The sequence below is a fragment of the Rhizobium brockwellii genome (genome assembly GCF_000769405.2).
GTDB lineage: Bacteria > Pseudomonadota > Alphaproteobacteria > Rhizobiales > Rhizobiaceae > Rhizobium > Rhizobium brockwellii.
In genome coordinates this window covers 3,410,979-3,429,406 of sequence record NZ_CP053439.1, presented here as the reverse complement: position 1 = coordinate 3,429,406, position 18,428 = coordinate 3,410,979, and the positions used below count along the sequence as shown (strand labels likewise).

The 18,428-nt window shown below is 59.4% G+C and carries 23 protein-coding genes; 16 read left to right on the top strand and 7 right to left on the bottom strand.

What is annotated here, in order from left to right; genetic code table 11:
• Positions 1-38: 38 nt before the first annotated feature.
• Complete coding sequence (locus RLCC275e_RS17085; RefSeq protein WP_033179974.1) at positions 39-425, top strand: membrane protein; 387 nt, start codon at positions 39-41, stop codon at positions 423-425.
• Between the two features lie 7 nt (positions 426-432).
• Complete coding sequence (locus RLCC275e_RS17080; protein ID WP_033179975.1) at positions 433-1,257, top strand: TrmH family RNA methyltransferase; 825 nt, start codon at positions 433-435, stop codon at positions 1,255-1,257.
• Positions 1,258-1,344: 87 nt separating this feature from the next.
• Here the strand turns inward: RLCC275e_RS17080 and RLCC275e_RS17075 are convergent, their stop codons facing one another.
• Both RLCC275e_RS17075 and RLCC275e_RS17070 read right to left on the bottom strand, forming a co-directional pair.
• Complete coding sequence (locus RLCC275e_RS17075; protein ID WP_033179976.1) at positions 1,345-2,511, bottom strand: coiled-coil domain-containing protein; 1,167 nt, start codon at positions 2,509-2,511, stop codon at positions 1,345-1,347.
• A 116-nt stretch (positions 2,512-2,627) separates the two neighbouring features.
• Positions 2,628-3,215 (bottom strand): DUF1134 domain-containing protein, encoded by a 588-nt coding sequence (locus RLCC275e_RS17070; RefSeq protein ID WP_033179977.1) that lies wholly within the window; start codon positions 3,213-3,215, stop codon positions 2,628-2,630.
• Between the two features lie 194 nt (positions 3,216-3,409).
• Between RLCC275e_RS17070 and chpT the strand changes: the two genes are divergently transcribed.
• Positions 3,410-4,057, top strand: a complete 648-nt coding sequence (gene chpT, locus RLCC275e_RS17065; protein ID WP_003542366.1) for a histidine phosphotransferase ChpT — start codon at positions 3,410-3,412, stop codon at positions 4,055-4,057.
• A gap of 121 nt (positions 4,058-4,178) precedes the next feature.
• Positions 4,179-4,541, top strand: a complete 363-nt coding sequence (locus tag RLCC275e_RS17060) for a response regulator (RefSeq protein WP_003542364.1) — start codon at positions 4,179-4,181, stop codon at positions 4,539-4,541.
• A gap of 335 nt (positions 4,542-4,876) precedes the next feature.
• Here the strand turns inward: RLCC275e_RS17060 and ctrA are convergent, their stop codons facing one another.
• Complete coding sequence (gene ctrA, locus RLCC275e_RS17055) at positions 4,877-5,578, bottom strand: response regulator transcription factor CtrA (protein WP_003542362.1); 702 nt, start codon at positions 5,576-5,578, stop codon at positions 4,877-4,879.
• A gap of 436 nt (positions 5,579-6,014) precedes the next feature.
• Between ctrA and RLCC275e_RS17050 the strand changes: the two genes are divergently transcribed.
• Positions 6,015-6,365 carry a hypothetical protein gene (locus tag RLCC275e_RS17050; RefSeq protein ID WP_003542353.1) on the top strand — a complete coding sequence of 117 codons (351 nt, stop codon included), beginning with the start codon at positions 6,015-6,017 and terminating at the stop codon, positions 6,363-6,365.
• 205 nt (positions 6,366-6,570) lie between these two features.
• Here the strand turns inward: RLCC275e_RS17050 and RLCC275e_RS17045 are convergent, their stop codons facing one another.
• On the bottom strand, positions 6,571-6,849 hold the full coding sequence (locus RLCC275e_RS17045; RefSeq protein WP_003561979.1) for a GNAT family N-acetyltransferase: 279 nt from the start codon (positions 6,847-6,849) through the stop codon (positions 6,571-6,573).
• Between the two features lie 55 nt (positions 6,850-6,904).
• On the opposite strand from RLCC275e_RS17045, the gene RLCC275e_RS17040 reads away from it, so the two are divergent.
• Entirely contained in the window at positions 6,905-7,471 is a 567-nt protein-coding gene (locus RLCC275e_RS17040; protein WP_171816894.1) for a paraquat-inducible protein A, read from the top strand.
• A 23-nt stretch (positions 7,472-7,494) separates the two neighbouring features.
• Here RLCC275e_RS17040 and sciP read toward each other — a convergent pair whose 3' ends face one another.
• Entirely contained in the window at positions 7,495-7,770 is a 276-nt protein-coding gene (gene sciP, locus RLCC275e_RS17035; RefSeq protein ID WP_007533628.1) for a CtrA inhibitor SciP, read from the bottom strand.
• Between the two features lie 512 nt (positions 7,771-8,282).
• On the opposite strand from sciP, the gene RLCC275e_RS34760 reads away from it, so the two are divergent.
• Together RLCC275e_RS34760 and RLCC275e_RS34755 are read left to right on the top strand one after the other, a co-directional pair.
• A complete protein-coding gene (locus tag RLCC275e_RS34760) occupies positions 8,283-8,576 on the top strand; it encodes an autoinducer binding domain-containing protein (RefSeq protein ID WP_406660449.1) in 294 nt (97 codons plus the stop codon).
• A 50-nt stretch (positions 8,577-8,626) separates the two neighbouring features.
• Positions 8,627-8,914, top strand: a complete 288-nt coding sequence (locus tag RLCC275e_RS34755) for a response regulator transcription factor (RefSeq protein WP_406660447.1) — start codon at positions 8,627-8,629, stop codon at positions 8,912-8,914.
• Between the two features lie 116 nt (positions 8,915-9,030).
• Here the strand turns inward: RLCC275e_RS34755 and RLCC275e_RS17025 are convergent, their stop codons facing one another.
• Positions 9,031-9,756, bottom strand: a complete 726-nt coding sequence (locus RLCC275e_RS17025) for a sugar transferase (RefSeq protein ID WP_003561976.1) — start codon at positions 9,754-9,756, stop codon at positions 9,031-9,033.
• A gap of 336 nt (positions 9,757-10,092) precedes the next feature.
• Here RLCC275e_RS17025 and RLCC275e_RS17020 point away from each other — a divergent pair, with 336 nt between their 5' ends.
• The gene (locus RLCC275e_RS17020; protein ID WP_033179979.1) at positions 10,093-10,293 is read left to right on the top strand and encodes a hypothetical protein; all 201 of its coding nucleotides are present in this window, start codon (positions 10,093-10,095) and stop codon (positions 10,291-10,293) included.
• Positions 10,294-10,429: 136 nt separating this feature from the next.
• Here RLCC275e_RS17020 and cysQ read toward each other — a convergent pair whose 3' ends face one another.
• Positions 10,430-11,227: a 3'(2'),5'-bisphosphate nucleotidase CysQ gene (gene cysQ, locus RLCC275e_RS17015; protein WP_003561975.1), complete on the bottom strand. Its 798-nt coding sequence runs from the start codon at positions 11,225-11,227 to the stop codon at positions 10,430-10,432.
• 542 nt (positions 11,228-11,769) lie between these two features.
• On the opposite strand from cysQ, the gene RLCC275e_RS17010 reads away from it, so the two are divergent.
• From RLCC275e_RS17010 to RLCC275e_RS16980, 7 genes are all read left to right on the top strand, one after another.
• A complete protein-coding gene (locus RLCC275e_RS17010) occupies positions 11,770-12,672 on the top strand; it encodes a branched-chain amino acid ABC transporter permease (protein WP_003561974.1) in 903 nt (300 codons plus the stop codon).
• A gap of 4 nt (positions 12,673-12,676) precedes the next feature.
• On the top strand, positions 12,677-14,068 hold the full coding sequence (gene livM, locus RLCC275e_RS17005) for a high-affinity branched-chain amino acid ABC transporter permease LivM (RefSeq protein WP_003561973.1): 1,392 nt from the start codon (positions 12,677-12,679) through the stop codon (positions 14,066-14,068).
• The gene (locus tag RLCC275e_RS17000) at positions 14,068-14,943 is read left to right on the top strand and encodes an ABC transporter ATP-binding protein (protein WP_003561972.1); all 876 of its coding nucleotides are present in this window, start codon (positions 14,068-14,070) and stop codon (positions 14,941-14,943) included. The genes livM and RLCC275e_RS17000 overlap by 1 nt, the downstream gene beginning before the upstream one ends.
• Positions 14,943-15,686, top strand: a complete 744-nt coding sequence (locus RLCC275e_RS16995) for an ABC transporter ATP-binding protein (RefSeq protein WP_003561971.1) — start codon at positions 14,943-14,945, stop codon at positions 15,684-15,686. Before RLCC275e_RS17000 ends, RLCC275e_RS16995 begins: the two co-directional genes overlap by 1 nt.
• A 19-nt stretch (positions 15,687-15,705) precedes the next feature.
• Positions 15,706-16,059, top strand: a complete 354-nt coding sequence (locus RLCC275e_RS16990; protein ID WP_003561969.1) for a DUF6867 family protein — start codon at positions 15,706-15,708, stop codon at positions 16,057-16,059.
• Positions 16,060-16,179: 120 nt separating this feature from the next.
• Entirely contained in the window at positions 16,180-17,295 is a 1,116-nt protein-coding gene (locus RLCC275e_RS16985; protein ID WP_003561968.1) for a branched-chain amino acid ABC transporter substrate-binding protein, read from the top strand.
• A gap of 135 nt (positions 17,296-17,430) precedes the next feature.
• Positions 17,431-18,402, top strand: coding sequence for a 2-hydroxyacid dehydrogenase (locus tag RLCC275e_RS16980; protein ID WP_033179981.1), 972 nt, complete (start codon positions 17,431-17,433; stop codon positions 18,400-18,402).
• Positions 18,403-18,428: the final 26 nt, after the last annotated feature.

The following is an 18,428-nucleotide window of genomic DNA, read 5'->3' as shown; positions in this document are numbered from 1 at the left end:
TTCTTCTCCGACGAATTTTTTTAGAACGGGACGCACAGATGACAGCAATCGAGCCAGACGACCAGGAAGAGAAGCCCCTTGATCCGGCGATGGAAAGTGTCCGGCGCAAGATGGTCCGCCTGCAGATCGTTTCCGGCGCCATCATGTTCGTGAGCCTTATGGCGGTCTTCGGCGCGGTTGTCTACAAGGTGATGCACAGCGAACCGAAGGAGCCGGTGTCCGCTGTTGCTGCCTCCGGCGTGCCCTCGGATGCGCCGCTTGCGGCGACCGTTTCCTTGCCGCTCGGCTTCAAGGTGCAGTCCACCTCGTTTTCGGCCGGGCAGATCCTGTTCTACGGCGAAACGGCCGAGGGCAAGAACAAGGCGCTGGTTTACGATCTCAGGACCGGCCGCACCGTCGCGGACGTCACTGTTACGGGCAATTGAGGCCGGCATGGCCGCCGTCCCGATCGACATCGACAGCGCCGACGATCCGCGCGTCGCTGAATTCCGCGAGATCCGCGAGCGCGACCTGACAGGCCGAGAGAACCGCTTCATCGCCGAAGGCACCGTCGTGCTGCGCATGCTCGCCGAGGCGCATGCGGCAGGCCGCGGCTTTTCCGCCGAGAAGATCTTGCTGCTGCGCAACCGCGTCGAGGGCGTTCTGCCCATCCTGGAGCGGCTTCCGGCCGATGTGCCGGTCTATGTCGCCGAGGCGGATGTGCTCGACGGCGTCGTCGGTTTCCATCTGCACCGCGGTGTTCTCGGGCTTGGCCGGCGGGAGGATCGCGGCGAGGCGGCCCTTCTCGACGCGCTGCCGGAACGGGCGCTGGTGCTCGTCGGTTGCGGCATTTCCAATCACGACAATGCCGGCTCGATGTTCCGAAATGCGGCCGCCTTCCGGGCGGACGCAGTGCTGCTCGACGAAACCTCCTGTGATCCACTCTACCGCAAGGCGTTGCGTGTCTCTGTCGGTTCGGTGCTGAGCGTTCCGCACCGTCGCGGCCGCAGGGCGCTGGATGTGCTCCTGGCGCTCGCCGAACGGGGCTTTGCTATCTGGACGCTTTCGCCTCACGGCAAGACCGATATCCGCGCCATTCCGGCCTCGACGCGCATGGCGCTCGTCGTCGGCACCGAAGGCGAGGGGTTGCCGCAGGCGCTGCTTGCACGGTTCCAGAGCGCGCGCATTCCGCAGTCGGAGGAACTCGACAGCCTCAATGCCGCGACGGCGACGGGGATCGCGTTATTTTCCATGGCCTCGGCGATGGGCCGGATCTAACGCATATCCCTCTCAAATCGGAATCGATTTTCAGGGTTCTGCGTGAATTCAAACATGATGGTCGAACATGATGGCGCGCCGCGCGTCCTATCGGACGCTCGGGGGATCGGCGATGATCGCGGTTGCCCTGTCGGCAAGGCTGACACGATCGTTCGTGTTCTTTTCCGCAGCTTCGACGAGCAACGTGCGGATCGGCGAGGCGGGACCCTCGCTGAGTGCGGTCAGCGCCACCATATTGGCGGCGATCGAGGCGATCTCCTCACGGATCGCACCATCGCGTCCGGTTACGGCCTTTGCCTTTTGCAGACGCTCAGCAAGGGCGGCGCTGCGCTTGCGGACATCCTCGCCCATCTCAGCCGTGATCATGGCGGTGTCGAGCGTGGATGTGGTTGTGTCTTCGGCCGTCATTTCCGCCGGCATCTCCGCGACCATCCCGGCAAGGCCGGCGTCGCGCAGCACCCGGTTGACCTTGCGGATCTCGGCGTTGGCGGCCTTCAATTGCTCCTTCAATTTGGCTATCTCCTGCTGCCGACGAGCGACCAGGTTTTCCTTTTCGGTGGCGGAAGCGCTGTCGCGCGCGGCCTTATCCTCCAGGCGGATCACCATATGCTGCTGCTGCGTCAGTTTCTGTTCGGCATCCTTGGCGCGCTTCTGCAGCAGGCTGACGTCCTGGCGCAGCGTGTCGCGTTCGTCGCGCAGCGCGTTGACCCGGAATTTCAGGCTCTCTGCCTCGGTCTCGCGCGCGGCCAGGTCTATCCTCAGCCCATCGGCCTGTTCACCGAGTTTGCTCAGCCGCGTCCTCATCGTCGTCAGTTCGCTCTCCTTATTGGCAGCGGACTGCTCGGCAATATGCAGATTGGTCTTCAACTGGCTGATATAGTTCTCGTCCTTGCGAAGATGCGAGCGTTGGTCGGCCGCCTCGACATGCATCTCGCCGATCTGGGCCTGCAATTCGCCGATCTCGGCGGCAAACCTGCCAGCGTCGACGGCGAGGGCGTCGTGGCGAAGCTGGAGTGACAGAGATTTCTCGCGCTCACGCAGAAGGTCCTGGGCGGTGCGGGCGTTTTCGGCGGCATAGAGCGCGCGCACCATATCCTTCTGGGCGCGAACCTCCTGCGGGCTCAGCGGCATCGTCGCTTTCAGCCGGTTCTCGGTATACCAGACGATGCGGCGGTGGACGGCGGGCGAGACCAGAAAGACGAGGAAGGCCGCGGTCAGGAAGCCCAATCCGAACAAGAGAGCATATTCGATCACGGCGCGGCCATCGGTAAGAAGGTTGATACGAGGTCAGCCGCGATGATTAAGCACGCGTGACGCGCATGGCAAGGCCGCCGGTGGGGACGGCGGCAGATTCCAGCGGCTTTGAGGCCTCAGAAGGGGTTCCAGGTCGGCGCCTGGGTGATCTTGAGATAGCCGACATTGACGCCGAGGCGAGCACCGACGCCGGTGCGGATCGGCACGACTAGCACGTCGTTGTTCTTGAGCAGCGTCATGCCGAAGCCGGCGATCACATAGGCCGAACCGCTGACGCCGCCGAAGCGGTCATAGATGCCGTTGACGGAAGGCAGGTCGTAGACCAGCATCATCACGCGCGAGCCCTGGCCACCGTAATCGAGGCCGAGCGAGGGTCCCTGCCAGTAGAGATTATGTTCGCCGGCGTTCTTGGTGTTCAACTGGCCTTCGCCATAGGTCAGGCCGGCGATGAAGGCGCCGCCGCCTTCCTGTCCGAGGATATAGCCGTTTGGCAGGCCGTATTTCTGGAAGGCACTCTCGACCACTTTGGCAAGTCCGCCGCTGGCGGAGCCGAAGAAGGAGTGGCCGGCGTCGACGATTTCCTGCATCGTATACTGGCCGTTGTCCTGGGCGGCGGCCGGCCCGGCAACCATCAGCGAGGAGAAGATGAGGGCCGAAAGTAACCTGCAGAAGCCGATGAATCGGTGCGGAAATCGAGGGCGCATGGTGTCATCCGTTCGTCGTTTGGCTAGGAGCGGGCAACCGCTCGCGGCGATTGGTGCATTTTGCGCCGATGATCTTAACAATCGGTTTACCAAATATGGTGTCATTATGGCATCGAGTACGATCGCAAACTTCGCGCAATTTTGATGAAGCATATTCCGGGCGCAATGAAATTGCCGCCCATCAGGAGACAATGATGTCCAAGAACCCCAATCTCACCCTGTCCGGCCCAGATCTGGCCGCGCTTCTTTGCAGCCGAGTTTGCCACGATGTCATCTCGCCCGTCGGCGCGATCAATAACGGACTGGAACTCCTGGATGAGGGCGGCGCCGATGCCGATGCAATGGACCTGATCCGCACCAGCGCGCTCAACGCTTCCGTCCGCCTGAAATTCGCACGCCTCGCTTTCGGCGCGTCGGGTTCCGTCGGCGCATCGATCGACACCGGCGAGGCCGAGCGTGCAGCCAAGGATTTCGCCGTCGCCGAGAAGAAGACCGAGGTGATCTGGAACGGACCGCGCGCGATCGTCGCCAAGAACCGTGTCAAGCTGCTGCTCAACCTCTTCCTCGTTGCCTATTCCGCCATTCCGCGCGGCGGCGTGCTCGAGGTAACGCTCGAAAATCCCGAGTTCGATGCCAAGTTCAAGCTCACGTCCAAAGGCAAGTTGATGCGCTTGCCGCCGAAATTCGTCGAGATATCGACCGGCACGATCGAGGAGGCCATCGATGCCCATTCGATCCAGCCCTATTACACCGTGCTTCTGGCGCAGGAGTGCGGAATGACGCTTGATCACAGCGCCAGCGCCGACGAACTGGTGTTCACGGCAGTGGCTGCGGCAGCCTGATTTCGGAGCGCAGACGTGCGTCGGCGCTCTGTCCGGTAACGATTCGTTAGCCTGATGGACCTATTCTCCAGGGTTGTAAGAGGCCTCTTGCTGCGACGAATGCGGGGGCAAAGGAGCGGCCATGCAAAGGTTCATGATCACCGATAATTCGGACATCGTCCGCAAGGTCGGCAAGCGCATTCTCTCCGAACTCGACTTTCTCGTCAGCGAAGCCTCCAACGCCGGCGAGGCGCTGCAGCGCTGCCAGGCGGAGCTGCCGGAATATCTGATCGTCGATTCCGGCATGGAAGGCGCCCTCGACCTCATCGCCGCCATCCGTGCCATGGAAGGCGGCAAAGAGGTCAAGATTTATTACTGCGTCGTCGAGGCGGATCTGAAGAAACTGATGGCGGGCAAACGGGCCGGTGCTACCGACTTCCTGCTGAAGCCGTTCGATCGTAAGATCCTGACCGCCGTTTTCGGAAACCGCGCGATCGCCGCCTGACCGGCAGATCTCTTTTTGCCGATATCGGCATCACTGGCGCATGATGCCGAGTGCAAGCGGTTTCGGCCGCCCTACGCTATTTCCTAAAGCGTCGCGATCTTTCAGATTCGCTTGCCACGCTTTAGGTCTTTGCTTTTCCGCATGTCTTTATCGCAGAACCGCTGCACACATTTGCGAGACATGCTCTAGATCGAAATGACAGAGCATCTCAAGCCGATCCGGCCTGAGATCATGTGTTGTGAAGGCGGGTTCTTATTGCCCGCAGGCAGAAACGAAAAATCCCGCCGAAAAGGCGGGATCTTCGTTTGTCCGATAAGGGGGATCGGAAAAAAATATCAGGCGGTTTCGGCGTATTCGGCACCATCCGGCTCGCGAAGAACGTAACCACGGCCCCAGACGGTCTCGATGTAGTTGGCGCCGCCTGCAGCGTTGGCGAGCTTCTTGCGGAGCTTGCAGATGAAGACGTCGATGATCTTCAGTTCCGGTTCGTCCATGCCGCCGTAGAGGTGGTTCAGGAACATTTCCTTGGTGAGGGTGGTGCCCTTGCGGAGCGAAAGCAGCTCCAGCATCTGATATTCCTTGCCCGTCAGGTGGACGCGCTGGCCGCCGACTTCGACAGTCTTGGCATCGAGGTTGACGATCAGTTCGCCGGTCATGATGACCGATTGTGCGTGGCCCTTGGAGCGACGGACGATAGCGTGGATGCGGGCGACGAGCTCGTCCTTGTGGAACGGCTTGGTCATGTAGTCGTCAGCGCCGAAACCGAGGCCGCGAACCTTGTCTTCGATGCCGGCCATGCCCGACAGGATGAGGATCGGTGTCTTGACCTTGGACAGCCGAAGAGTGCGAAGCACTTCATATCCGGACATGTCGGGCAGGTTCAGATCGAGAAGGATGATATCATAATCATACAGCTTGCCCAGATCGACGCCTTCTTCACCGAGATCGGTGGTATAAACATTAAAACTCTCTGATTTCAGCATCAACTCGATGCTCTGCGCCGTTGCGCTGTCATCCTCGATTAGAAGTACCCGCATAATTATCCCCTTTACCGCCGCCGAAAGGTGGTCTGGCCCCCTACACGATACCGAACACGTTACGTGATTTGAAAGCTGCCACGAAATGGTTAACAAATTCTAATTCACTCTGGCAAGGAGTATCGAATTTATTAAACAATTTTTCCATTTCTCTGTTTTCCAATAGGAATCTCAAAAAGGTGCTCCTCAACTTTAACATTAGGAAACAGCGCTAAGTGATTCATCCGACTCGCCAATGAAAAGGTTCGAACTTAATGCCGCGGCATTTACCGACCCTTAAATCATCGGGCCTATCATTAACGATGCCCGTAAACGAAAGGTTACCAGCGGTAGGTATTTGTTAATATCGTGGGAAATTTTTTAGCAAACCGTGTCAAAGCGGCGCGCAGGGCAGTTTCAAGTTGAGCCGGGGTCTCGCATCACGGGAGTAATGCGTATGAAGTCGCGAGAAAGTCTCGTTCGCCTGAAGGAATTTCAGGTGAACGAAAAACGACGTCAGTTGCAGCAGTTGCAGATGATGATGTCCGAATTCGAACGGATGACGAAGGATCTGGAGAGCCAGATCGTCGTCGAGGAAAAGAAGTCCGGTATTTCCGACCCGAATCACTTTGCTTATCCGACCTTCGCCAAGGCCGCGCGTCAGCGGGCCGACAACCTGCAGGTTTCGATCAAGGAACTGAAGATGCAGGAAGAGACGCTGGAAATGGCGCTCGAGGAGATGCAGGCGGAATATGCAAGGGCCACAGCGCTGGAAGAGCGTGACGGCGGCGCCAGAGCAAGGGCGTAACAGAAACGGCTGGGTGCCGGCTTCGGCGCCCTGGGATCGCCACTGAGAAGCCATGTATGATGGGCGCGCCGTCCGTCATACATGGCTTTTGGTGTTTGCCTTACGGTGTCGCTCCCATCGGAGACGAGATTCGTCACCCACGGGGACGATTTGTCTCATGCATGTCCTTATCCCAAAACCCCCTGTGCGCTTTTGGCGACATGCATTAATTCACGACATCCTTCCATTCCGGATGGCGTTGCGCCTGCGCCTTGAAGAAAGGGCAGAGCGGGATGATCTTCCAGCCGCCGGTTCGGGCTGCCTCCACGGCGTGGAGCGCCAGTGCCTGGCCGACACCTTTGCCGCGCAGCGCATCGGGAACGGCCGTGTGATCGATGATGACGAGCTTCGGCGATGTGCGCGAATAGGTCATCTCAGCCTCGTGCCCTTCGATCTCGGCCGCATAGCGGCCGCCGGAGACGCCTTCCTCACTTCGAATGTCCATTGTCTTTCCTCATAACCGATATTGTCGTAGCGGACCGTGACATGGCGGCGCGGTCGTGCCAAGCCGTGGAGGCAATACAGGCAGGAGACAGAGTGTTCATGCAAAATGTCGGATCGATGAGAGGTTCAATGCAATGAGTGCGCTTTCGATGGCTCGCCCCGTGCTTCTCGTGGCCGCGCCGTTCTTCCTGGCGCTCGGCCTCGTCTTGCCGCTGGTCCGTTTCGAGACGCTGTATTTCTTCGACAAGACGCCGTCGCTGATCGAAATCATCGTCTCGCTATGGCAAGGCGGGGACGGGCTGCTGGCGGCAATCGTCGCCCTGGTTTCGATCCTGCTCCCGTTTGTGAAGATGGTCGGCATCACCGTGGAGGCGACAGGGATCACCGCAGAAGCGACGGCCGCCGGCGGTGGGGCCGGCAGCCTGTTCTATCGTCGCGTCGTACCGCATCTGTCCAAGTGGTCGATGATGGATGTGCTGCTGGTCGCGATCGTCATTGCGGCGGCGAAGACGACGGGGCTGGCGGATGCCTTCACGCAGCCGGGCCTTTGGTGCTACGCAGCCTCGTCAATGATTTCGGGCCTTCTTCATTCCCTCATGGGAGATGCGTCCGGCCCGAAATAAATGTCGTCAATGCTGGGGTGTGATCAGTGACGATATTGCTGGATGCGCGTGGTGCGCAGGCCGGCAAGACCGTGGCTGTTGATCGACGACTGCCAGGAGAGGAATTCTTCGACCGTGAGCGTGTAACGCTCGCAGGCCTCTTCCAAGCTCAACAAGCCACCGCGAACAGCCGCGACAACCTCTGCCTTCCGGCGAATCACCCAGCGCCGCGTATTGGGCGGCGGAAGATCCGCGATCGTCAGGGGGCTGCCATCGGGGCCGATGACATATTTTACTCGGGGACGTATCATTTCGGTCATTGGACTCTCTACACAACGCAAGACCACGAGCCCCACTCTAGCCTGCCACATTTAAAAATTGCCTAAACCCATCGTAAGACTTTGATAACAAATTTAGACGCCCGCCCGGCGGGTGATGTGGGGCGGCGGCCTGCTGCTACGTCAATTTGCAGCGCCTGCATGGGAGTCATGCGGAATAAATATTAGCTGATTTCCCGGGACGATCTGATACGTGCGGCAACATAAGAATGAGCGCAAGACTTCGTCTCCGTTCTTCCCGCTGTATCAATCCAGTTCGCACTCGGATGCTTCTTGTCCTCGGGATGCGGGGAAGAAGCCGTCTTTGCCGATGGCCCGGCGCGAACTTTTCGCCGCCGGCAGCAAGGCCGAGCCGAAGCTGGCGATTCGACGATACGAAGATGCAAAGACGTGGACGCGCAGTCGGCGACTGCGCTGAGGATGCTGCATTTTCGTGTTCGTAGGCCGATGGCGTCGGGGTTTTGTTTAACGACGGTAAGGAACGGCTCGGGGCGATGGCGAAGCTTGTGGGCTTCGATTTCTATCTGCTCTCGGTTTTCCCGCGCGGCGACCGTACGGCTTTCATCGAAAACCGACTGATCAGTAACTGGCCGCAAAGCCTTGTCGGCTTTTACGAGGCCGCCGATCTCTTCTATTGCAGCAGACTGGTGACTGCGATGAAGCGGACGATCATGCCGGTCTTCTGCGAGGAGGGGTCGTTTGCGGGCAGCGCCGCCAACCGGGAAAACCGCAAACTCGACAGTCTCTTTCAGATGCACGGGCTGAAGAATACCTTCGCCTTCGCGTAGCACGACGCTGACCTGAAACAATACATCTTCGGTTCTCAGGCAGCTGTCCTATGCCCACGCGAGAGCAGGCGATGGCGCTGCTTTACGGCTGCATGGAGCTTCTGGACAAGGTTTCGCGTGGCGGCGGCGTGGAGGATGGTCGGTTGGAGATGCTCACCCGTCGCGAAATCGAATGCCTGCGCTGGTCGGCGGCCGGCAAGAACAGCGACGAGATCGCGATCATTCTCGATCTCTCGTCGCATACGGTGGCAGGTTATCTGAAGAGCGCGATGCGCAAGCTCGATTGGGTCAACCGCATGCAGGCGGTCGCCAGAGCATTCCGGTACCGGCTGCTCTAAAGCGCGTGGCATCGCGCTTTAGGTCTTTGTTTTATGCATGTCGATTTCCTAAAACCGTTGCACACTTTTGGGCGACATGCACAAGGCGGCCGGTCTCTTCTCACAAAGCTTAAAGCTTAGAAGCCTTTTCCGCGGGTCAGCTCCGACACGACGGTTCCGAAAATGATGCGCATGTCCATCAAGATCGAAAAATTCCCGACGTAGTAGAGATCGCTGGCGATGCGGGCGCGCGCCTTGGCCGGACGATCGGTCGGGCCGCGCAGGCCGCGCATCTGGGCAAGGCCCGTCATGCCGGGGCGCATCGCATGGCGCTGATGGTATTCCGGTACGAGTTCTTCGTAGAGCACGCCGCCGGCGCGCATGCCGATCGCATGGCAGCGCGGACCGACGACCGACATGTGGCCCAGCAGCACGTTCAGCAGCTGCGGCAACTCATCGACATTCGTACGGCGCAGGATGGCGCCGATGCGCGTGACGCGCGGATCGTTCATTACCGTCTGGGCAACGCCGGAGACGTCGCAGAGGTCGGTGCGCATGGAACGGAACTTGTAGACCTTGATGGCCTTACAGTTCTTGCCCCAGCGGGTCTGCTTGAAGAGCACCGGCCCCGGGCTGTCGATCTTGATCAGCAGGGCGACGAACAGAAGGAAAGGGGCGAGGACGAGGAGGGCGCTCAACGACGAAACAATGTCGAACGCCCGCTTCAGGACCAGATCCAGCAACGGCGCCTGCGGCGCATCGCTGTGGATAACAGGGGTCTGGATCTTCAGGCTCGGCTGCTGGCGGCGGCTCGGCCGGAAGGACTCTGTCGAAATGCTGTTGTTTAGTTCCGTGATGCTCAAGGATCGTACTCTGTTGTCTTCGAGGGGGCGCGGCGGCAATAGGCGATCAATGGTTTACCCTGTCACCAGGGCTGCACTTAGGTCTTGGTAACCCTACTAGAACGGAAAAATGCGACAATTGTGTAATGGTGTCCAGAGAAATATCGCATCGCAGCAAATCTTTCGCATTTGCGTTAAGTTGAGGCAAGCTCATGATATTTCGTTAATAATTGGAATTTTGTCAAAGTTTTTAGGCCTTTGGAGGGGTTCGCCGCGGGCTGGCGACGTGCCGTTTCGACACGTGGCCCGTGGCTCTTAAGCGTATTTCTTAACGGAAGACGATGCGAAATTTTTCTGATGAAGATCTCGATCATCGCCGAAGTCGTGTCAGAATGTGACAAAATCAAGGCGAGATTGGTGGCGGCGCAGCGTCTTAAAAGGCTGCAGAGCGACGAGTTCCGGCCAGAATCACTTGATGACGCCCGATCGTGCGAATCACTCCACAGCCGGAATGGGATCGTGGACACGCTTCCTGATGCGCAGAGGAAGGATATTTGACAGGTAAAGGGACGACCCGCTCGGATGGCGCGCTGACCTGAGGTCGACCGCGGATCGTAGCGGCGGGCCTGAACACGTGGCGGCGATGCAAAGGATTGCGCCGCTTGCGCCGGTCTTCAGCGATTCCCGCGGATCGTCACGCCGGTTCGAGGACGCGTTTCCTGCCGCCCCAGGAGATGAAGTTCGGGTTGGCGAAGTCGAAATCGGCGGCCGTTCCCGTTTTGCCGTAGGTTAGTGGCGTCCCGTCCAGCGTCACCGTCGAACCGCCGGCGGCGCGTAGCACCGCATCGCCGGCTGCGGTGTCCCATTCCATCGTGCGGGTGAAACGCGGATAGACGTCGGCCTTGCCTTCGGCCAGCAGGCAGAATTTCAGCGAGGAGCCGATATTGGTGCATTTGAAGATCGCTTGATCGGCGAGGAAGCTTCCAGTCTCCGGACTGTTGTGGCGAAGGCTTGCAAGCGCCAGCCTGTCGTCCGGCTGTTCGCGCACCGTGATCGCGCTGCGTGCGCCGACCGTGAAATCGTCCATGACGACGAGCCTTTCGGCGTGGCCGCGTTCTCCGGAGAAGGCAAGCCCCAGCGCCGGCGCATAAACGATGCCGGCCACCGGGGCGCCGTTCTCGATATAGGCGATGTTGACGGTGAATTCCTGTCGTCCGTCGACGAATTCACGGGTGCCGTCGAGAGGGTCGACCAGGAAGAAGCCTCGGCCGCCGATGTCGGGCACCTTGCCGGCGGCGACCGATTCTTCCGCCACGACGGGTATTTCGGGATAATCTCTGGCGAGATGAGCGAGGATGATGCGCTCGGCCTCCTCGTCGGCGACCGTGACCGGACTTGCATCCGCCTTCATGGCGACGGGGAAGCCTTCGCGCAGGACCGTGATGATGGCCCTGCCGGCTTCGAGCGCCGCCTTTTCAAATGTCCTCAGCATCGTCCTTTTGCCATTCGCCACGCGGCGAGCACCCCGCTGTCGCTCGTCCGCAAACCATCCCTATTACAACCCGATACTTAAGCTATATGGTGTTCCCCGTCGTGCTCTGCATCCCTCAATACACAGCTTGATGATGCTACCATAAGTTTTCGGCCTTGTCAGACGAAGATGGGGCATCGCTCGTGAAATGGCATTCGTCAAAGAGGCTGCCTTGGGGTCTGAATTTGCTCCATCTTCCAATTCTGTGGAATAGCTTACGCAGCAAGCCGAGCAGGAAATCGACGGCGATACCTCCGGATGGTTAACCCAGTGGCAGTTTCTGGCTAAAAATAGGCCCTGCTCTGCCGTTTTTCTGTGGATTTTGGTTCAAAACGCGCCAGTTAGGCCTGTTCTGACAAGAATCTGTCGGAGTAAATCCTTTTTGTCTTCACATTTCCAACGAAACCGCTATGCATTCGGCCTATGAGGTTCTCTGAAACGGAGAACTGAAGAACCAAAAAGAGATGCAGCATTTTCGGCTCGCATCCAGGGGAAAACGACATATGGAGTATTTCGTCCAGCAGCTCTTAAACGGGCTGACGCTCGGATCCATCTATGGCCTCGTGGCTATTGGCTATACGATGGTTTACGGCATTATCGGTATGATCAATTTCGCCCATGGCGACATCTTCATGCTTGGTGGTTTCGCCGCTCTTATCGTCTTCCTCGTCCTCACATCCATCTTCGCAGGTCTCCCGGTGGCCGTGCTGCTGCTGGCGATGCTTGTCGTTGCGATGTTGATGACGAGTTTGTGGAACTGGACGATTGAGCGCGTCGCATACCGTCCCCTGCGCGGTTCCTTCCGCCTGGCGCCGCTGATTACCGCGATCGGCATGTCGATCACGCTGTCCAACTTCATCCAGGTGACGCAGGGCCCGCGCAACAAGCCGATTCCACCGATGGTGAGCACGGTCTACCAGTTCGGCAACATCTCGGTGTCGCTGAAACAGATTATCATCATCGTGATCACGGCAGTGCTGCTGACGATCTTCTGGTACATCGTCAACCGCACCGCACTCGGCCGTGCCCAGCGCGCTACAGAGCAGGATCGCAAGATGGCGGCGCTGCTCGGCGTCAACGTCGACCAGACGATCTCGATCACTTTCGTTATGGGTGCGGCTCTCGCAGCCGTCGCCGGCACGATGTACCTGATGTATTATGGCGTCGCCTCGTTTAACGACGGCTTCACGCCTGGTGTGAAGGCCTTCACGGCAGCCGTTCTCGGCGGTATCGGTTCGTTACCCGGCGCCGTCTTCGGCGGCCTGCTTATCGGCCTTATCGAGTCGCTGTGGTCGGCATACTTCACCATCGCCTACAAAGACGTCGCGACCTTTGCGATCCTGGCTTTCGTGTTGATCTTCAAGCCGACCGGCATCCTCGGGCGGCCGGAAGTCGAGAAGGTATAACGTCATGGCAAACATTGAAAATTCTGCAGGCAAGCCCGATGCCGGACTTGTCCGCAAAGGCCTTACCGAAGCTCTTTTCGCCGCTGTCCTGTCGTTCGGCATGTTCGTTCTCTATGTCGGCCTCAAGACCGACCAGAACATCAGCAACGAGCTGATCATTGTCCAGCGCTGGGGCCTGCTTGCGATCTTCGTCGCGGTCGCCGCCATCGGCCGCTTCGCCACAGTGGTTTTCCTGCGGCCGCATCTCGACAGCCGCAAGCTGGCAAAGGCGAGACAGGGCGAACTCGACATCTCAACCGAGAAGAGCTTCTTCCACCGGCATTTCCTGAAGATCGCGCTGATCGCGCTTCTGCTTTATCCCATGGTGGTGGTGGCGATCAAAGGCCCTCAGGGCTCGCTGACATATGTCGACAATTTCGGCATCCAGATCCTGATCTACGTGATGCTGGCCTGGGGGCTGAACATCGTCGTCGGCCTCGCCGGCCTGCTCGACCTTGGCTATGTCGCCTTCTATGCCGTCGGCGCTTATTCCTACGCGCTGCTTTCGAGCTATTTCGGCCTGTCCTTCTGGGTGCTGCTGCCGCTTTCGGGCATCTTCGCGGCACTCTGGGGCGTCATTCTCGGCTTCCCGGTGCTGCGCCTGCGCGGCGATTACCTCGCCATCGTGACGCTTGCCTTCGGTGAAATCATTCGTCTCGTCCTCATCAACTGGACTGACGTGACGAAGGGTACCTTCGGTATCTCGAGCATCCCGAAGGCAACACTCTTCGGCATTCCCTTCGATGCGACGGCCGGCGGCTTTGCCAAGCTCTTTCACCTGCCGATCTCCTCGGCCTACTACAAGATTTTCCTTTTCTATCTCATTCTGATGCTCTGCATGCTGACGGCCTATGTCACCATCCGGCTGCGCCGCATGCCGATCGGACGCGCCTGGGAAGCCTTGCGCGAAGACGAGATCGCCTGCCGTTCGCTCGGCATCAACACGGTGACGACCAAGCTGACCGCCTTTGCGACGGGCGCGATGTTTGCCGGTTTCGCCGGCTCGTTCTTCGCCGCCCGCCAGGGCTTCGTCTCGCCGGAATCCTTCGTCTTCCTGGAATCGGCCGTCATTCTTGCTATCGTCGTTCTCGGCGGCATGGGTTCGTTGACCGGCATCGCGATTGCCGCGATCGTCATGGTCGGCGGCACCGAGTTGTTGCGCAGCATGGACTTCCTAAAACTCATCTTCGGACCCGATTTTACGCCCGAACTCTACCGCATGTTGATCTTCGGCCTCGCCATGGTCGTCGTCATGCTGTTCAAGCCGCGCGGCTTCGTCGGCTCGCGTGAGCCGACAGCCTTCCTCAGAGAGCGCAAGGCGATATCCGGAAGCTTCATCAAGGAGGGCCATGGTTGATGAGCCCCGTAACGAATACGATGTCTGACGACACTCTTCTCAAGGTCGAACACCTGTCGATGAAGTTCGGCGGCCTGATGGCCATCAACGACTTTTCCTTCGAAGCCAAGCGTGGCGATATCACCGCGCTGATCGGGCCGAACGGCGCCGGCAAGACCACCGTCTTCAACTGCATCACCGGCTTCTACAAGCCGACGATGGGCATGATCACGTTCAACCAGAAGAACGGCAAGCAATATCTGCTGGAGCGCCTGCCGGACTTTCGTATCACCAGGGAAGCCAAGGTCGCACGCACCTTCCAGAACATCAGGCTGTTCTCCGGCCTGACCGTTCTCGAAAACCTGTTGGTTGCCCAGCACAACAAGCTGATGAAGGCATCGGGTTATACGATCCTCGGCCTTATCGGTGTCGGCCCCTATAGGCGGGAAGCGGCTGCTGCAATCGAGCTCGCCCGTTTCTGGCTCGAGAAGGCGGACCTGATCGACCGCGCAGACGACCCCGCCGGCGATTTGCCTTACGGAGCCCAGCGGCGTCTCGAAATCGCCCGCGCCATGTGCACCGGCCCGGAGCTGCTTTGCCTGGATGAACCGGCTGCCGGCCTCAACCCACGGGAATCGGCAACGCTCAACGCGCTGCTGAAAAGCATTCGCGCCGAAACCGGAACGTCGATCCTGCTGATCGAGCACGATATGTCTGTGGTCATGGAAATCTCCGACCACGTCGTCGTCCTGGAATACGGTCAGAAGATTTCCGATGGCACACCGGATCACGTGAAGAACGATCCGCGGGTCATCGCGGCCTATCTCGGTGTCGAGGATGAAGAAGTGGAAGAGGTGATCGCAGCCGTCGAGCAGCTCGAAGGAGGCGCAAACTGATGGGCGATGAAGTCATGACGGGTCAACCGCTCCTTCAGGTGAATAGCGTCGAAACCTATTACGGCAATATCCGGGCGCTGGCCGGCGTCGATGTCCACGTCAACAAGGGTGAGATCGTCAGCCTGATCGGCGCCAACGGCGCCGGCAAGTCGACACTGATGATGACGATCTGCGGCAGCCCGCAGGCCCGCAGCGGTTCGGTGGTCTTCGAGGGCCGCGACATCACCCACATGCCGACGCATGAAATCGCTCGTCTGCGCATTGCACAGTCACCGGAAGGCCGCCGCATCTTCCCGCGCATGACCGTTCTGGAAAACCTTCAGATGGGCGCTGGCCTCGACAATCTGAAACACTTCGCGGAAGACGTCGAGAAGATCTTCACGCTCTTCCCGCGTCTCAAGGAACGTCACGCTCAGCGCGGCGGAACACTTTCGGGCGGTGAGCAGCAGATGCTGTCGATCGGCCGCGCGCTGATGGCGCGCCCGAAGCTGCTGCTTCTCGACGAACCCTCGCTCGGTCTTGCGCCGCTGATCGTCAAGGGCATCTTCGAGGCGATTAAGAAGCTCAACGAGGCGGAGGGGCTGACCGTTTTCCTCGTCGAGCAGAACGCATTCGCCGCCCTCAGGCTTTCTCACCGCGCCTACGTGATGGTGAACGGCAAGGTGACGATGAGCGGCTCCGGCAAGGAGCTTCTTGCCAATCCCGAGGTCCGCGCCGCCTATCTCGAAGGCGGAAGACACTAGGTCGAAAGGAGAGTTTGACATGCAGGGACTTTTCTTCGAAGCGGATGCCGGCCCCCTTGTGGCGATCCGTGTCATCGTCTTGCTCTTGGGCTTCTGGACGGCCTGGCGCGCCGGCAAAGCGGTTGCCGAAGGCTGGGCCGACTATCCGTTGGTCATCGTCTATACATTCCTGCTCGCCTGGGCGATGCAGTTCCTGCATCATGCCCTGTTCAATGGTCCGATGCTCAACGCCTTCTACTATATCCTCGACTTCGTGACGCTGCTGGTGTTCTCGACGGCCGGCTTCCGCTACCGCCGCACCAATCAGATGGTTAACAACTATTACTGGCTGTACGAAAAGACTTCCGCGTTTTCGTGGAAGGACAAACATTGACAGTCCGTTGAAACTAGGCATGAATTGCCTTTCGAGTGGAACAGCTTTCCTGGCGCAGTCAATGGTGGGTAGTGCGCTGGGCCTTGGACCGGAACCCGCCCAAAAATTGGGAGTAATAATATGAAGAAGTCTCTTCTGTCGGCAGTGGCTCTGACGGCGATGGTCGCCTTCAGCGGCAACGCTTGGGCCGACGTCCTCATCGCTGTCGCTGGTCCGCTGACTGGCCCGAACGCCGCGTTCGGCGCTCAGCTCCAGAAGGGTGCTGAACAGGCAGCCGCCGACATCAACGCGGCTGGCGGCATCAACGGCGAGCAGATCAAGATCGAACTCGGCGACGACGTCTCCGACCCGAAGCAGGGCATTTCGGTCGCCAACAAGTTCGCTGCTGACGGCGTCAAGTTCGTCATCGGCCACTTCAACTCGGGCGTTTCGATCCCGGCTTCGGAAGTCTATGCCGAAAACGGCATCCTTGAAATCACCCCGGCCGCGACGAACCCGACCTTCACGGAACGGGGCCTCTGGAACACGTTCCGCACCTGCGGCCGTGACGACCAGCAGGGTGCCATCGCCGGCAAGTATCTTGCCGATCACTTCAAGGACGCCAAGATCGCTGTCGTTCACGACAAGACCCCCTACGGTCAGGGCCTTGCCGACGAAACCAAGAAGGCTATGAACGCCGCCGGCGTCACGGAAGTCATTTACGAAGGCATCAATGTCGGCGACAAGGACTTCTCGGCCCTCATCGCCAAGATGAAGGAAGCCGGCGTCTCGATCATCTATTGGGGTGGTCTGCACACCGAAGCCGGTCTCATCATCCGCCAGGCGGCTGACCAGGGCCTGAAGGCGACGCTGGTTTCGGGCGACGGTATCGTTTCGAACGAACTGGCCTCGATCGCTGGCGACGCAGTCGCCGGTACGCTGAACACCTTCGGCCCCGATCCGACGGCGAACCCTGCGAACAAGGAACTCGTCGAAAAGTTCAAGGCCGCTGGTTTCAATCCGGAAGCCTACACGCTCTATTCCTACGCTGCCATGCAGACGATCGCCGGGGCTGCCAAGGCTGCCGGTTCGCTGGATCCTGAGGCCGTTGCCAAGGCCATGAAGGAAAAGGGCCCGTTCCCGACCGTTCTCGGCGACATTTCGTTCGACGAAAAGGGCGACCCGAAGATTCCTGGCTACATCATGTACGAATGGAAGAAGGGTCCGGACGGCAAGTACAGCTACTTCCCGCAGTAAGCCTCGCCCCCCTTTATGGGACATGATTATCGAAGCCCGGTTCCGACCGGGCTTCTTTCTTTTTGCTGACGTTTCAATTTTCGCCCGGCTGGTCTAACTCTTGGCATCGTTTTGAAGCATTGAGCGGAACCGTCCATGTCTAAACCCCGCATTCTCGTCACCCGGCGCTGGCCAGCCACGGTGGAAACCGTCCTTGCCGAACGTTTCGACGTGACGTTCAATCCTGGCGATATTCCGCTCGGTGAAAACGAGCTAAGGCTGGCGCTCTCTACCTATGATGCCGTATTGCCGACGGTTTCCGATCGGTTGCCGGCCGCCGTCTTCGACGGCGCGCCGGTTGTCACCAAGATCCTTGGCAATTTCGGCGTCGGCTACAATCACATCGATATATCCGCTGCCAAGGAGAGAGGCGTTGCGGTCACGAACACGCCGGGCGTGCTGACCGACTGCACGGCCGATATCGCCATGTTGCTGCTGCTCTCCGTTGCCCGGCGCGGCGGTGAGGGCGAGCGACAGCTACGCGCTGGTGAATGGAAGGGCTGGTGCCCGACGCATATGGTCGGCACCAAGGTGACGGGGAAGACGGTCGGCATTATCGGTTTCGGCCGAATCGGCAAGGCCTTCGCTCAACGCTGCCATTTCGGCTTCGGCATGGATGTGGTGTTCTTCAACCGTTCACCGATTGATCCGGCTGAGGCGACGCGTTACGGCGCGCGGCAGCTGCCGACTATCGAGGCCGTGCTGGCGGTGGCCGATTTCGTCTCGCTGCATTGTCCAGGTGGAGCAGAGAACCGGCACCTGATGAATGCGGCGCGGCTTGCGGCGATGAAGCCGGGCGCCTTTCTCATCAATACGGCGCGTGGCGACGTGGTGGATCAGGCGGCGCTGATTGCAGCGCTCAAGGCGGGCACGATCCGCGGCGCCGGGCTTGACGTCTACGAGGCGGAACCTGATGTGCCGGAGACGCTGCGGCGGATGGAGAACGTCATGGTGCTGCCGCATCTTGGCAGCGCCACGGAAGAGACGCGGACCGCCATGGGCATGAAGGTGGTCGACAACGTGACGGCGTTTTTCGAGGGCAGGGATGTGCCGGATCGGGTGGTTTAGCGCCTAGAGCATGATGCCGAAAAGTG